General features: G+C 38.2%; 8 protein-coding genes. 6 read left to right on the top strand and 2 right to left on the bottom strand.

Translation table 11 applies throughout. From position 1 onward, the window contains the following. Positions 1-15: 15 nt before the first annotated feature. The 6 genes from HEQ28_RS11185 (at position 16) to HEQ28_RS11160 (ending at position 10,594) form a co-directional block, all read left to right on the top strand. Complete coding sequence (locus tag HEQ28_RS11185; RefSeq protein ID WP_434502439.1) at positions 16-2,103, top strand: TonB-dependent receptor plug domain-containing protein; 2,088 nt, start codon at positions 16-18, stop codon at positions 2,101-2,103. Further along, entirely contained in the window at positions 2,103-2,750 is a 648-nt protein-coding gene (locus HEQ28_RS11180) for a YiiX/YebB-like N1pC/P60 family cysteine hydrolase (RefSeq protein WP_434502437.1), read from the top strand. The genes HEQ28_RS11185 and HEQ28_RS11180 overlap by 1 nt, the downstream gene beginning before the upstream one ends. A 71-nt stretch (positions 2,751-2,821) precedes the next feature. Further along, the gene (locus tag HEQ28_RS11175; RefSeq protein ID WP_434502435.1) at positions 2,822-4,054 is read left to right on the top strand and encodes a nucleoside recognition domain-containing protein; all 1,233 of its coding nucleotides are present in this window, start codon (positions 2,822-2,824) and stop codon (positions 4,052-4,054) included. Positions 4,055-4,074: 20 nt separating this feature from the next. Further along, a complete protein-coding gene (locus HEQ28_RS11170; protein ID WP_434502433.1) occupies positions 4,075-5,568 on the top strand; it encodes a lipopolysaccharide biosynthesis protein in 1,494 nt (497 codons plus the stop codon). 441 nt (positions 5,569-6,009) lie between these two features. Beyond that, positions 6,010-9,147 carry a DUF4450 domain-containing protein gene (locus HEQ28_RS11165; protein ID WP_434502431.1) on the top strand — a complete coding sequence of 1,046 codons (3,138 nt, stop codon included), beginning with the start codon at positions 6,010-6,012 and terminating at the stop codon, positions 9,145-9,147. 112 nt (positions 9,148-9,259) lie between these two features. After that, entirely contained in the window at positions 9,260-10,594 is a 1,335-nt protein-coding gene (locus tag HEQ28_RS11160) for a glycoside hydrolase family 28 protein (RefSeq protein ID WP_434502429.1), read from the top strand. Positions 10,595-10,596: 2 nt separating this feature from the next. On the opposite strand, the gene HEQ28_RS11155 is transcribed toward HEQ28_RS11160, so the two are convergent. Both HEQ28_RS11155 and HEQ28_RS11150 read right to left on the bottom strand, forming a co-directional pair. Next, the gene (locus HEQ28_RS11155) at positions 10,597-14,787 is read right to left on the bottom strand and encodes a hybrid sensor histidine kinase/response regulator transcription factor (RefSeq protein ID WP_434502427.1); all 4,191 of its coding nucleotides are present in this window, start codon (positions 14,785-14,787) and stop codon (positions 10,597-10,599) included. A gap of 116 nt (positions 14,788-14,903) precedes the next feature. Beyond that, positions 14,904-17,009: a hypothetical protein gene (locus HEQ28_RS11150; protein WP_434502425.1), complete on the bottom strand. Its 2,106-nt coding sequence runs from the start codon at positions 17,007-17,009 to the stop codon at positions 14,904-14,906. Positions 17,010-17,019 lie beyond the last annotated feature (10 nt).

The following is a 17,019-nucleotide window of genomic DNA, read 5'->3' as shown; positions in this document are numbered from 1 at the left end:
AATAAGATACAATTAATGTACAAAACAATTTTCAACAAGCGCAGTAGCTTCAAGTTTACTCAATTCAGTAACAAAGGCTACTCACTCTTCTCTTGCTTGGGCAAGGTGGTGATTGTTGGCACACTTAGCGTGGCTTCGCTTACTAATGCGAGAGCTAATAGCATAAGCAATGATGTTGCCAAGATCGACACCTCTTTCTACAAGAACGGCAAGGAAGTTGTGCTCGACGAGGTGAATGTCACTGGGTCGAGAGCTCCGCTGACCAGAAGTCAGCAGACGAGAATGGTAACTGTACTGAGCCGCGAAGATATTCAGGCGGCTCCTGTACAAAGTGTTAACGATTTGCTTAAATACGCTGTTGGCGTAGACGTAAGGCAACGGGGACCGATTGGCGCCCAAACAGATATCAGCTTACGTGGTGGCAACGACGAGCAAATCACAATCCTCCTTAATGGCATCAACATCTGCGATCCGCAGACTGGACACAATGCTTTTGATTTCCCAGTTGATATTAGTGAAATCGAACGTATCGAAATCCTTGAAGGTCCGGCTGCACGTGTCTATGGTACTTCTTCACTACTTGGGGCAATCAACATTGTTACAAGGACTCCTTCGACAAGCAGTTTTTCCGCACATGTGGAAAGTGGAAGCTATGGTTATGCTTCAGCAGGAGCAAGAGCTAACATTGCAAAGGGTAACTGGAACAATTCTTTTTCTACCAATTATACCCGCAGTGACGGATATACTCGCAGCAAGAATGGAAACCTTAACACCGATTTTGACGGTTTGAAGGCTTTTTATCAAGGTAACTACAATGACAATGACATCGTGGTGAAATGGCATGCTGGAATGAGTACAAAGGGATTTGGCTCTAACACTTTTTACAGCGCATATTCTGATGAACAATACGAACGTATTTTAAAGACATATACAGCCATTCAGGCAGAAAACAGATATGGTAAAATACACATGCGTCCTTCCATTTACTGGAATCGCACTATGGATAAATGGGAACTATTCCGTGACAATGCTGATGCATATCCATTCAACTACCACCGCACTGACGTTTATGGAGTAAACCTTAACGGTTACTTTGACTGGATAGCAGGACGCACTGCCATTGGTGCAGAACTTAGAAACGAAGACATTGTTAGTACGAACCTCGGTGAAATTCTCTCCGAGCCTCGCCACATACATGGTACCGATGTTGATTATACACATGGACTAAGTCGAACAAACATTCAGTTTGTCTTAGAACATAACATATTACTGAAACGCTTTACTCTTTCTGCAGGACTTGTAGCAGTAAAGAATTCATGGGCAGAAATGAATATGAAGGTCTATCCTAGCATTGACGCAAGCTATAATATCACAGACAATTGGAAGGTTTATGCCAGTTACAACACTTCACTGCGCATGCCGTCGTTCACAGACTTATTCTACAACACCAAGGGTTACAATGCCAACAAGGAACTGAAACCAGAGGAACTTGCTGCAACAGAAATTGGAGTGAAATACCATTCACAAGCAGTCAATGCCAGTGTAAGCGGATACTACAACCACATGAAAAACCTTATTGACTGGATTGTGGACAAGAATGCCGATACTCAGACGCTCACCACTACTAATTTCGGAGTGATAAACTCTGTCGGAGTTGAAGCAAATATAGACTTCGACCTACTCAGACTTATCACTGGGCAAAGAATATTCAAAAAGTTGAACATCGCTTATGCATACGCTTATCAGGACCAAAAGAAATACGAAGGTATAGTAAGCCAATATGTTTTGGAGTATCTTAGAAATAAATTTGTAGCAAACTTACAGATGAATATCTGGAAGCAATTGAATTTAGGAATAAACTACCGTCTTCAGAATCGTAACGGTTCTTACGTAGTAAGCCAAAATCCTACAACTAAAGAATACACCTATGCCAAGTATGCCACTTATGGTATTGTAGATGCGCGCTTGTCATGGGACATGCCCAAATACAGTTTATACATAAATGGCAACAATCTTTTCAGCAAAGGTTACCGTGATTTTGGCAGACTAAAGCAACCTGGCTGCTGGATTATGGCTGGAGCCAGTATCAATATGAATATATAATGAGAAGATTTCTTATAATTTCCCTGCTCACCTTTATGGTGACGCAGGGATTTTCACAGATAACATTACGCCACATCACAAACACTTCGCTGCTAAGAGATGGAGACTTAATGTTTTGTGTTAGCAGGAAGCCTAGTGCCATAACTGATGTCACACATGGTATCGATGAAATGGGCATAAATCACGTAGCAATATTCCATAAAGATAAAAAAGGTTCTTATGCCATCGAAGCTATCCACAAGGGTGTGTGCATGAATCCTATCGACAGTTTCATCAACGCCAACAAAGGTAATGATGGTAATCAGCAGATTGTTATAGGTAGAATAAATAGCGATTCCATCGATATTTATAAGAGCATTAAAAATGCACTTAAATATATTGGCAGACCATACGACTTTTATTTTGAACCTGGCGACAGCGCAATCTATTGCAGCGAACTCGTACAGATATCATTTGTAGATCACAAAGGTAAATTATTATTTCACACAATACCGATGAGTTTCCACAATAAAAGCGGTGAAATCACTACTTTTTGGAAAGATTACTACTCTAAAGCGGGCATTACTGTACCAGAAGGGGCTCCGGGAAGTAACCCCGGCGAGTTGTCAAGAGAGAAGAGCATAAAAATGCTCTATATTATAATGTAGAAATATGTTATGCATTATTTTCACATTTTATTTGCAACGATTGGAAAATTATTAGTATTTTTGCACCCATTATGGTATTGAATTATATTTGGATTGCATTCTTTGTAATCGCTTTTATCTTTGGAGCAATACAGTTAGTGATGGGAGACACCACTATCTTTAAAGCAATGGTAGACTCGACATTCGATTCCTCCAAGACAGCATTTGAAACATCAATCGGTCTTACCGGTGTGCTTTCATTATGGTTAGGCATTATGAAGATTGGAGAGAAAGCCGGAATGGTTAATGTCCTTGCAAGAGCATTAAGTCCTGTTTTCACAAAGCTTTTCCCTGATATTCCTAAGAATCACCCTGTAATGGGAAGTATTTTTATGAATATTGCGTCTAACATGTTGGGACTCGACAACGCTGCCACCCCTACTGGTCTAAAAGCTATGAGCCAGATGCAGGAACTAAATCCTAAGAAAGACACAGCTACCAATCCAATGATCATGTTCCTTGTGCTCAACACGAGCGGACTTACCATAATACCAACAACAATCCTAGCTTTCCGAGCCACTTACGGTGCAGCTTCTCCAACTGATGTCTTCATACCTATACTACTTGCAACTACAGTTGCTACTCTTACTGGTATTATCATTACATCTTTATGGCAGAAGATAAATCTTTTTCAGCCCGTACTTCTCACCTTTATATTTTGTCTATGTGCCTTTGTTGGTTTGGTTATATGGGGATTTGGCAACATGGACAAAGACACGATGGCAAAGGTTACCAATCTATCAGGAAACCTTATTCTGTTTAGCGTAATTCTAACTTTTATCGTAGCTGGATTTATAAAGAAGATAAACGTTTATGACGCTTTCATCGAAGGTGCTAAAGAAGGATTCACGACTGCAGTACGCATCATTCCATATCTAGTAGCTATATTGGTAGGAGTTGGTGTATTCCGTGCTTCTGGAGCAATGGACATGCTTATCCATGGCATTTCATGGTGCATGCAACAATGTGGACTTAACACCGATTTCGTTGGTGCACTTCCAACAGCCTTTATGAAACCTCTATCAGGAAGTGGAGCACGAGGATTGATGCTTGAGTCAATGAAAAATTACGGTCCTGATTCCTTTGTGGGTAGACTAAGTTGTATTTTCCAAGGTTCTACCGACACCACATTCTATATACTAGCTGTTTACTTTGGCTCAGTGAGCGTAAAGTACACACGCCATGCCGTAGCTTGCGGTTTGCTTGCAGATTTGGCAGGAGTACTTGCAGCAATAGCCATAGCCTATACATTCTTCGGAAATTAAGAAAAAAATAAAATAATTATATGGCAAATTTAAAATCGCTAGCTAAAGATACAGCCATCTATGGGATGTCAAGTATCGTAGGGCGTTTCTTTACTTATCTTCTTGTGCCGATTTATACGGCAAAACTTTCAGCAGCAAGTGGTGGATATGGTGTTATTACTAATCTTTATGCCTACACAGCACTTCTGCTTGTGATTCTCACTTATGGTATGGAAACTACATTTTTTCGCTATGCCAACAAGCCAAATGAAAATCCAGAAAAAGTTTACTCTACTATATTGATGGCTGTAGGATTCACGTCATTACTATTCATTGCTCTCATATTCCTATTCTTACCTCAGATATCAGGTTTCATGGGCTATAGTGATCACCCATCATATGTTTGGGTAATGGGGCTAACGGTGGCAATTGACTCATTCCAGTGCATACCTTTCGCTTACCTTAGATACAAGAAGCGCCCAATAAAGTTTGCCACATTGAAGTTGCTCTTTATAATAATGACTTTTGGACTCAATATTCTTTACTATATTGTTCTCCCTGCACTATACAAAAATCATCCTGATATTATCGGCAAAATTTATGATCCTACAGTCGGAGCTGGATATGCTTTCTATATCAACTTATTCTGTACAGGTTCAATTACATTCTGTTTCATCAAGGAATTCACTGGTTTCAAATATGTATTCGACAAAGCGCTCATGAAGCGTATGCTGACTTACAGTTGGCCTATCCTTATACTTGGTATAGCCGGAATATTAAACCAGACAGCTGACAGAATCATCTTCCCTTATATATACAAGGGCTCAGACATGAACACGCAACTTGGTATTTATGGAGCGGCAAGTAAAATTGCCATGATCATGGCACTAATAACCCAGGCGTTTAGGTATGCCTACGAACCGTTTGTATTTGGAAAAGCTAAGGAAAACGACAATCGCGAGACCTATGCAAAGGTAATGAAGTATTTTGTTATCTTTACTCTCTTCGCATATCTCTTTGTAATTGGTTATATGGATATTCTCAAACACCTTATTGCTAGGGACTATTGGGACGGACTTCGCGTAGTACCTATTGTTATGATAGGAACTATGATGTATGGTATATATTTCAATCTATCATTCTGGTACAAGCTTATTGACAAGACAATATGGGGAGCTTACTTCTCTGGAATAGGCTGCATCGTGCTCATCGTCAGCAATATTATCTTTGTTCCCCGTTATGGATATATGGCATGTGCATGGTCAGGAATAACAGGTTATGGAACTTCTATGCTCATATCATATTTCGTAGGACAGAAGATGTACCGCATAAATTATCCGTTAGCCGAAATGGCGAAGTATTTAGTATTATCAATCATACTAAATGTGGGAATGTATTTTTCAAACAAATATCTTGCTGATGGCGGAGCAATAGCTGTCAACACTGTACTTATTTTAATATTCGGAGCATACCTTGTGAAGAAAGATTTTCCTTTGGCAGGACTTCCAGTAATCGGAAAATACTTCAGACACTAACAAATAAAAAGATGGCAGCCGATTTCCACACGGAAACCGGCTGCCCTGCTTTTACCTAATTTTTATTAATAACTCTTTTATATCTTTTATTGCTAATACCTTATCCTGATCTTTTTACCCAAAACTAATTTATCTACTGAGTCAATCTTTTGCTTTTGATACTTTATATTCGAAATAATTATGGCAACCTATTTATTTACATATTGTAAAATAATGCCAGCGAGTGTAGAATCATCAAACTTATTTGAATGTTATTCTCATTGCATTTTTTACATAGTGCAAAGATAATGCCAAATACATAATTAGCATGAGGAATTTCCATATTAGTAAGTAGGGATTTCCATATTAATACTAGGGAATTTATAAAAACATACTAGTTTTTTTTGTAAGAATAATTATATTTCGTAAATTTGTAAACTTGAATAAGACCTATTACAAACTATGAGAAAAATATTATTCTACTTATTGGCTTGTCTTTCATTACAGGTTAATGCACATTCTTTTTTTGTTTTTAATGAAAGCAATGATCATACAATTATTGACTCTAATAACCAATCAAAGTTTGGTAAGGATGAAGGTAACAAATTACCGTCACCTTCAAATGACAAGAATGGCATAAAGGAATCAAACAAAAAGCCAGCAAGATTCTTTCAGTATTATCCTAACGGAAAAGATATTGTCTGTATCAATGGAAATAACAGATACACCCGTGCGCTATATGGCACACATACGCTTTATAGACTTGAAACCAGCGACCGTCCAATCTTCGCCTCTTACAACAAGGCTAAAAGTAAGAATTTCCGTTTCTATATCGTTACAGAAGGAAAAGCTCTCAGATTAGACAGTACTAGCTATTGCGAATCCAGATATAGCGGTGGCAGACGTTCTTATATAGTAAAAGATAAGTCCTGGGGAGATGCAGAAGTTAGAATAGTAGCTTTAGCATCACAATTTGGTGAAGGAGCATTGTGGCAAATCATAACAAAGGGATTCTCTCCTAAGGTTAAGCTAATGGTTAAGATGTGCCAGACTGCGAAAACAAAAATGATGCGTGAAGGTGACTACGGATTGGAACCAAGAAGCAGTTATGAAGCCTCAGCAGACGAAAAAGATCTTGTAACTTTGGAATGGAATGCTTCTGGCGAGACTTATATCGTCTTTGAAGACCCTGGCAAAATAGAAAACATCACGAAGAAATCCGGACGTATTCTCTTCGAGAAAGAAGAAAAAGCATTGAAAGACATCACAAGTGGGCTTCAGTTTTCTACCCCTGACGATTTCATCAATACGCTTGGTGCAAATCTTTCTGCGGCGGCAGACGGTTTATGGGATGATTCAACATGGCTTCACGGATGTATCGGTTGGCGCATGCCGTTATGCGGTTGGCGCGCTGCTTATGTTGGCGATGTACTTGGTTGGAACACCAGAGCTATCTCTCATTTCGATGCTTACGCAAAAAGTCAGGTTACGAATGTAGAACCTATATATCCTCATCCATCGCAAGATTCGACAAACAACTTGGCTAGAGGCGAAGAAAAATGGGGCACACAGATGTATAGTAATGGTTATATTTGCCGTTATCCAAACAGAAACGACAATATGAACCATTACGATATGAATCTGAATTATATAGATGAATTGCTATGGCATTTCTCTTATGATGCAGATACGGTAATGATGAAACGCTTATGGCCTGTTTTAAAACTAAACATTGAGTGGGAAAAACGTAATTGGGGCCCAGACGGCGACCATCTATATGATGCTTATTGTTGTATATGGGCAAGTGATGCGTTATATTATAATAGTGGTGCAGTGACACATTCTTCTGCATATAATTACAGGGCTAACAAACTGATGGCAAGAATTGCAGCTATCATTGGTGAAGACCCTAAACCATATTATGAAGAAGCTGACGCCATATTAAAAGCTATGAACTCTCGCCTTTGGATAAAAGATAAAAAGCATTGGGCAGAGTTTCAGGATTTCATGGGACTAAAAAGATTGCATGAAAGTGCTGCTCTTTGGAGTATCTACACACCAATAGACTGTGGAGCATGTTCCTCAGAACAAGCTTATGAAGCCACAAACTATGTAAACAAGAGTATTCCTCATATCCCAGTAGAGTATATTATTCCTGAAAAATATAAATCTTTAATGCCTCCTGTGGAAAAGAATTTGTACACTCTATCCACATCAGACTGGATGCCCTATGACTGGAGTACTAATAATGTAGCCCATGAAGAAGTGGCAAATATGGCTCTGGCTTATTTCGAGGCAGGAAGAAAAGATGAAGGTTTCAAGTTACTGAAAAGCGATTTACTTGATGAGATGTTCCTTGGGGGAAGCCCTGGTAATTTCGGGCAAATCAGCTATCTAGACAAAGCACGCAGTGAGGCTTATCGTGATTTTGGTGATAATATTGGTATCACTTCACGTGCCATTGTGTGCGGATTATTCGGCATCAAACCAGATGCTTTGTTTGGAAAATGCATGATACGTCCATCATTCCCTGATAGTTGGGATAGTGCTTCTGTGCATACCCCTTATCTGTCATATAAGTTTCATCGTGAAGGCTCTAAAGACATTTATGAGGTCACACAACACTTCACCCAGCCCTTGCAGTTGATCCTACGCATGAATCTTGATTCTGGTCGTTATGTAGATGTAACAGGAAACTCTGACAGCATACAGACATTTACATTCGACCGTGATAAACAAATGTCAAATATAGAAAGTCGAATATGTTCTAGCGATGCCGATTCATCCAAAGCAAAAGCTAACACGAAAGAATATATCCAGAAAATGGGACTTGATGATATATCATCTGCCGAAAAGTCACGAGCATTAAACATTGATAAGTATTTCAATTCTAATGTTGATGACATCTATAAGAATGAATATCTGTCGCCACGTTCACCATATACAACATTAGAAATTCCAAAACAAGGCATTGGACAATGGTGCATACCAAAGCGTACTGCCGAAATAAATGATAGCGGATTGCGTGCCAAAATCATTAACGACAAATATGATACAGGCATAGGAGTAAGCTTCCGTTCTCACGCAATTGGTAAGAATATCATATACACATCATTATGGGACAACTATCCTGACAGTGTGGTGATTTTGGCAAAAGGTAAGGCTAAATATGCTTACTTCCTTTTAGCAGGCAGCACCAACAACATGCAAAGTCGTATAGACAACGCTATCATTGTCGCTACTTATCAAGACGGCACAAAAGATACACTCGCTCTGCGTAATCCAATTAACTGGTGTCCTATAGAACAAGAATATTATGTAGACGATTTAGCTTTTTGGACATGTCCCGTCAAACCATATCGAGTACATCTTGGTTCAGGAATTACAACACGCGACCTAAGAAAAGTAATCTCTGTGGGAGATATTGAAAAATCAGTTAGTGGTAATCCTGATAGTGCAGAGCCACAGTTCATTAAAGACGGGGCTGCAGAAATCTTGAAGATGCCTTTAAATAAAGAAAAGAAGTTGCGTTCATTTACGTTGCGCACATTGTCAAATGATGTGGTAGTAGGCGTGATGGCAATTACATTACAGAAGTAATAGCTTAATCGTTTTGACATATACTGAATGATTTTATATCATGATTGTATAATTTCATATCTTAGGTTCCTTGAAAGGATGTATTTTTGTATGCAAATCAATTAATAAACAAATGATTAAATACTTAACTGCATTCATTTTTATATTTACAGCATGTCACGTCACTGCATATAGTAAAAGTCAAAACGAAAAGTTCCCTGACGGTTCTGTTATACCGAGTTGGTTTACTGATACAACACAAGTAAACATAAATAAATTAGGGAAACAATACGTTATCACAGACTATGGAGTAATTAAAGACTCCTCAGTTATACAGACTGACAGAATTCAATCAGTAATAGACAGATGTCATAACGAAGGTGGCGGCGTGGTCGTCATCCCATCAGGAACATATCTCACTGGTTCTTTATTCTTCAAACAAGGAACAAACTTGTATATCACTAACAACGGAAAAATAAAAGGTAGCGATGCCATAACCAATTACAAGATAAAACGCACTAGGCTTGAGGGAATGACAACAAACTATTTTGCCGCACTTATAAACGTTGATGGCGTGAAAGATTTTTCTATTTTCGGCAAAGGAACTATCGATGGAAACGGTCTAAAATACTATGACGAATTTTGGTTAAGGAGAAAAGTAAATCCAAAATGCACTAATCTGGAAGCATTAAGACCAAGAATGCTTTATATCTCAAATTCGTATGATGTAAAAATCTGTGGTGTAAGAATGATCAATTCTGGTTTTTGGACAAATCATATATATAAATGTAATAAAGTAAAATATCTAGGCTGCTATATATATTCACAAACAGATGGATATCCCAAAGGTCCCAGCACAGACGCCATAGACATTGATGCATGTGAGAATGTAATGATAAACAATTGTTTCATAAACGTCAACGATGACGGAGTATGCCTTAAAGGTGGCAAAGGAACTTATGTTGACAAAGATTCCACCAATGGTCCATGCCGTAATATCATAGTTCAAAATTGTAAATTCGCAAAAGCAGGAGGTGGTATAACGTTTGGTAGTGAATGCTATGATGCCACAAACATCATTATGAAAAACTGCGCCTTCAATCAGACAAGCAATATCTTATTGTTCAAGATGCGTCCAGACACGCCACAAAGATATGAATATGTAAGAGTTGAGAACTGTACTGGTAATACAATATACGGCATAAGGACGAAAATTTGGACACAGTTCTTTGATTTAAAAGAACGTAAAGACATGCCACGTTCATACGTTTCAAATGTAGAAATGAGAAATATCAATATTACATGCCAAAAAGGATTTTACCAGTTGAAACCATCAGACAAATATGACCTTGGCTCTTTTGCTTTTTACGACATCAATGCTCATGACCCTTATGGGACAATGGACACCTCTTTCCTAAAAAGTTGCAAGATAAATAATGTTAGAATAAATGGGGATAAGATTCAATGATCTTATCCTCCCCTATATTGTGACGGCGGGATGCCAAACTGGTCTTTAAAACACTTACTGAAATAATACGGAGTATCAAAACCTACCTCATAAGCTACCTCTGATACATTCTTTTCTCCTTTTTTAAGAAGTTCAGCTGCATATTTCATTCGTTTCACCCTTATATATTCATTCGGCGTATAGCCCGTTACGCCTCTTACTTTATTATAAAAGATCGTCCTGCCAAGATGTAGCATCTCTGCTATTTTCTCCACAGAAAGAGTCTGATCACCCATTCTTGACGTGATGATGGCATCTAACCTTCGCACAAATAGTTGATCCTGCTCAGAAGAGCATAATGAAGGTCTCACTTCCTCAAGACTTTTTGAATACTTTTGTTTCAAAATTTCTCTTCCATTCAACAACTGGAATATTCTTGCAACAAGCAATTGAGGACTGAATGGCTTAGTTATATAAGCATCCGCACCAGACTCCATACCCTCCAACTGACTTTCATCATTACTCAATGCTGTAAGTAAGATGATAGGAATATGACTGGTCTCAAAATTGTTTTTCAAACGCTTTGTCAATTCAAATCCATTCATACCCGGCATCATAACATCACTGATAATCAGATCCACATCGTATTCTTTTGCCTTCTCAATACAACTTTTCCCATCAGCTTCTGTTTCTACCTCAAAATAATTACTCAGTTCATTTCCCAAAAATTCGCGGATATCATTATCATCCTCAACAAATAGAATCTTCTTTCTGTTCAACGGTTTTGATTTTTTTGTAGCTGTTTCCGGCGTATCAACAGGCTCATACAACTGGAATGCATCCGCTTCATCTCTCAGAATTGGGCTATCCTGTACTAGGAAATCATGTTTCTCGTATACATTAACATCCGTCGGAATCTTAACCACAAATATAGATCCTCCACAAGGATTCTTATCGTAATCTATCATTCCATGATGCACTGCTACAAGTTCCTTTGTCAAATGAAGTCCGATGCCAAAACTTTCACCAGTATAACTACTTTGCATAAACCTACTAAACAATTCGTTACGTCTGTCGTCGGGTACCCCCACTCCTGTATCTATTATCTTGATGGTCATCATTCCATCATCAAAAGACATCTCCAATGATATCGCTCCATTAGACGGTGTATATTTAAAAGCATTAGAAAGCAGATTAAACACTATTTTATCAAGATGCTGCTTATCAAAAAACATCAAATAAGTATTCTCTGATGACGTGAATTTATAATCTATCTTTTTAGAATCAGCAGCATCTTCAAATGTCGAGAACAAATTCTTCACAAAATAAACAACATCAGACTGTTGAAGAGCAAGTGCCAATTTGCCTGCTTGCATCTTTCTGAATTCAAGCAACTGGTCAATTAACCTTAACATACGTCTGACACTCTTGTTCATTGTGCGTATTGACTTATCTAGTTCTCCATGCCAATTGTTAGCCTTCACTATTCTTGTCTCCTTTTCCAAAGATCCTTCGATAAGAGTAAGAGGCGTACGGAACTCGTGAGCGATATTCGTAAAGAACAACAATTTATATTTAGTCAACTCCTGTTCAAATTTAACTTTACTGCGCAACTCATTCTTTTCACGCACATTTCTCACGACTAAATACATCACTACAACAGCAATAACAATATATAGTAATATCGCCCAGAAAGATAAATACATAGGCGGATTAACCATTATAGTGAGTACACTTTCGCTTCCCCAAACACCATCGGCATTACAAGCTTTAGCGTGAAGTATATATTTACCAGAAGGAAGATTTTTATAAGCCGCCCAAGATATTGGTGAGGCTCCACTCCATGCTTTATCATATCCCTCAAGCCAATACGTATACTTAACATTTTTCACGTCAGAATAATCCAATGTAGAAAAATCTATCACAGGAGAATTATCACTATAATCCAAAGTCATTATATCCGAATATGGCTCGGATGTAAACACTACATTCACATTGTCTTTTGCATGGCGCAATTTCCCTGGTTGTATAATCGTCAGACCATAATATCCTCCCAGCAATATTCGTCCATCATCTAAGCAAATGGCAGCGTTTTCGTTATACATATTCCCCATTGGACTAGGGTCAAGACTATAGTTCTCAAAAGTCTTTCTACGCAAATTAAAACACGAAACTCCTTGTTGGGTAGATATCCAATAATCACCTTTTCTATCCTCAACAACACATTGTGTCATATCATTCACCAGACCGTTTAAACGATTATAGCATTTGAATTTCAACCTGTTATAACCATTTTTACTCGTTGTAACACATATCCCTTCTTCAGGAATTGCAAGCCATATTCTATTTTTACTATCTACAAATATATCATGTATTTCTTTGCCTGTCAGATACTGGATATAGGCATTTTTGTCAAGAATAAACTTATCAGGATTAAAGACCAGCAATCCCCCAGTTGTCCCTACCCAAATCCAGCCATTACGATCTTTTATAATACAACGAACCTCATTTGTGCCCACGCTATCAAGAAACATTTTTTTTATGAGATATTTCTGCCCTCGTTTCATCACTGCACTTAATCCATCACCGTATGTACCTACCCACATTCTGCTTTTATTGTCTTCTGCCATGCAGAACACATTATGGTTGCCGAAATCCAATCCATCTACACCATAGATTCCTTTTCCACGAGTACCAATCCAAGTCTGTCCGTCACGAGCCTCTTTTATAGCATATACGTTTGAATCATAATGACTTTTTCCTTTCATCTGCTTCATATCCGAACTGTATCTATACAGCCAGCCAGCCCTTGTCGCGACTAGGATATCACCATTTTTTGATTTCGAAATCATCCTCACCGTATTAGAGAAATCCATCCGCCTGTTATTATCTGGGAATAAACGTTCTGTGGTTTTTTCTAGGACTTGAATATGTGCCACTCCGCCAAATTCAGTACCAATCCATACCCCATCATTCCTATCAGCAATCATATCCATTATATGATTGGATATTATAGGAGAATCGGTTTTCCCATCAGCAATGAAATGCTGTTGATGTTTAAGATCATGACTGAACACGAAGAGTCCGTTACCATACGTTGAAATCCATATAAGTCCGTGATTATCCTCCACAATATGGTATCTCTCATAATCAATATAATTTGTCTCGCCAGAAGGCAACAGATTAAGACTTATCAAACCTTTTTCAGTTATCAGCCTCAGCTCACCTGTTTTATTATAAATCCATTTTCTACCTCTATTATCTTTAACTATTTTACCATTGGCTATATCCCATTCACCAGAGCAACGCTCAACCCTACTTTTCTTTATATCTACAGAGTAGCAACCTAGGTTAGTAAATATCATCCATTTCCCATTCCATAGCACATCATCCACAAAATGCTCTCCTTTATCAAAAGCTATTTTCAGACACATTTGTGTCTTATTCCCTTTAAGTTCGTATAGTTTGCCTTTATCCGTTACAAGCATCTGCCTACCGGCAATGTATCTTGTCTTAACAAATTTATTACCCTTATTAGCACAAATCAGTTTCTTGTTACCATATATATAAAGTCTTGTAGGAGTGCATATCAGTATCTTATTTTTACTGACCGTATCAAACATCTCTATCTCATCACTTCCAATATTATCTTTCCCAAATCTCTCAATATAGAATTTGCCATTAATGAGGCATACTCTCATTGCTCCATTTTTCTTCCCATACATCCATATTTCACCAGCATTTACAAATTTGGAATTAGTAAAATGCGGCTTCTTTTCGCCAGACATATAATCAGATTGGGTACCTGTTTTTAAATCAAGGCATTCAAATGTTTCTGAAACAGTGTAAAGCCACATTTTATTATTTGCGGCATCTTCTATTGTCTTTTTGATTCTACTGTCATCAAGAGACATTGGACTATTATTATGACGATACACTTTTATTTTATTACCGTCATAACGAGCAAGTCCATAACGTGTGCCAAACCAAATAAATCCCTTTTTATCCTGACACAAAGAGTTTATTGTAATAGAGGGTAATCCGTCTTGAATTGTAAGATGTTTAGCTTTTACCTGTATCGGTAAAGACACTGTATCAACAGCTGTAGAATCAAAAGACTCTTCAACATGATGACTTACCTGTCTTGAGTTGTCACGACAACCAAGAAGGCATATTGTAGAAACACAAAATATAATTAATCTAATCCTATTCATAGTATTATTAAATGCTTTGCAAATATAACTAAAGAAAACGGATTAACAAAATTTGGCACATATAATAATAAACCGGAGTTTGAAAATAAATTCAAACTCCGATATAAAATATTGATTTATGGTAATGGTTTTAATCCTTCCCATTTCACATTCCAATTTCCATTATCTGGGAAACCTACATTTGTAGTCGTACTCCCATCCCATCCTGCACACATCATTGCCACCGACATCAATAAGCCTCCATTACCCGGAAGATAAAGTCTTAAACGATCATCCTGATAATTATGTCCACTCACAAGATAAGTATTTTTCTGCTGATTCATAAGCAATGCACTCACAGCCTTGTCTGGTTCTCCCATACGTGCTGCACACATTGCCATCATTGGATAATCCCACCCCCAAGTGGTATCCCATTTCCAATTTTTCCAAATCCACTGTTCTGTTTTCTTCATCTTAGCAATATCCACCTGATGACTGTTAAACGGCAAAACACCTACAGCCCCAAGTACAGCCGGATGATCACTATACATTCTTTCATTTGAATAGGTGTCTGGCTGAGTTTCTGCGGCTAGATAAAGTCCATCTTTATCTGCCAATGGAGAAATCTTTGATATGATGTCATCCCAATGTGCATTCCTATCTTTTCCCAAACGTTCACGCCAACTTTGTGCTATCTGCAAGGCAAAATGCCAATAAGATAATTCAAAAGGAGGGTTCACAGTTGTTGAAGCTGGCAGCGTTTCTTGTGCAGCGATACATCCTCTTAATATATATCTATTTCCGACAGAATCATATTGCGCAAAGTCTGCCATAAATTCAGCCGTTTCCTCAACAAGTCGAGCATACTTATTCAATATAGCCTTGGAATGATCAGCACGGTACAGCAGTTCTGCAAGATAGATAAGATGAGGTTGTTGCCAAATCAAGAAACTTCCTACATCTGAAGGAGCCTCATCTCCACTAGTGTCTGTCATCTTCATCCATCTCACGCCTTTGAAGCCTTGTCTTCTTGCTATCTCTCGTGCTTTATCTTCAACTTTAAAATACCACGACAAAGAACGGTCTAGCATTTCTGGGTGACCCCACAAGGCGAATTGTGCCTGATGCCAGAGTATCATCTCTAAATGGAATTTACCAAACCATGAATTATATGTCAGACCCGTTTCCTGTGGAGGTGTGTCGCCACAATCCTGAATAGCCAATAAATATTGACTCAACACTACCCTACGCTCCATCTCTCTAGCTTGTGCTGCCTTGCATTGTGAAAAGTCCGTAATAGCACCTTTAGTCCAATAGCCTTGCCAATACTTGTCTGCGGCTGTTTTAATATGATTAAATGTCATTGAGCAAGGTGTTGTTTCTTTTTCTGAAAACAAACACGTGAAAGACAATTCTTTACCATTAGCATCAAGTACATAATAGTTCCTTGACCTTTCACGTAACTTCGCATTACCTTGCCAATTTATTGTCACATAATAAACAGTTTTACCTATTGTACGTTTCAATATAGCCCAGTTTGCCGAGTTTTTCACTAACACCGTACTGTGCAAATTATCAGAAGTCCAATTACAAGCATCATCACTATGACCGCCTGATGGGTATGGGAATCTGAATTTCACGGTTATCTTACCATCTGAAACAATATTAGAAGCTATCTTGTCAGAAACAGGATCACATACTGTACTCACATGATATGCTTTACCTTTGTATTTAAACTTGCTATTGATGACTCCTCTATACATATCCAGAGTTTCATCTATTGACTTGATTTGATGAATATCGTTACCAAGTTCCAGTCCTACAACACCTAGATGCAGGCGATGAGCATTTACACGATACCAGTTACAAGCTCCCTTTTGACGAGCATTGTCTTTAATCTGTACAGCATAAGATTCTAGCCGTCCTCTTCCGAAATCATAATTACGCAGAGTCTCTTCAAATTTATATCCATTGGGGTTGTCAAAAGAGTGCCATCCCCAATCGCTCATCGTTCCCAGAGGTATACCTTTTGAATATTTTTCAGGAAAAGATTGTAGACCTGTCGCATCAACCGTAAACGCAAACCCGCCATTGCCCACCGACAATGAACTTAACGAATCTACAGATGTAACATGTGGATTATTCCTACTCACAACAGCATACCTGTTAATTTTAGAGTTTCCTCCAAAAACAGAACAGCTTATCAAGGAAATTAGGACAAAAACGTTGATTCTTTTATTCATATATTTATTC

Origin of the sequence: Prevotella sp., assembly GCF_051059605.1 — a bacterium.
Taxonomy (GTDB): domain Bacteria; phylum Bacteroidota; class Bacteroidia; order Bacteroidales; family Bacteroidaceae; genus Prevotella.
This window is presented reverse-complemented; position numbering and strand designations above follow the sequence as displayed.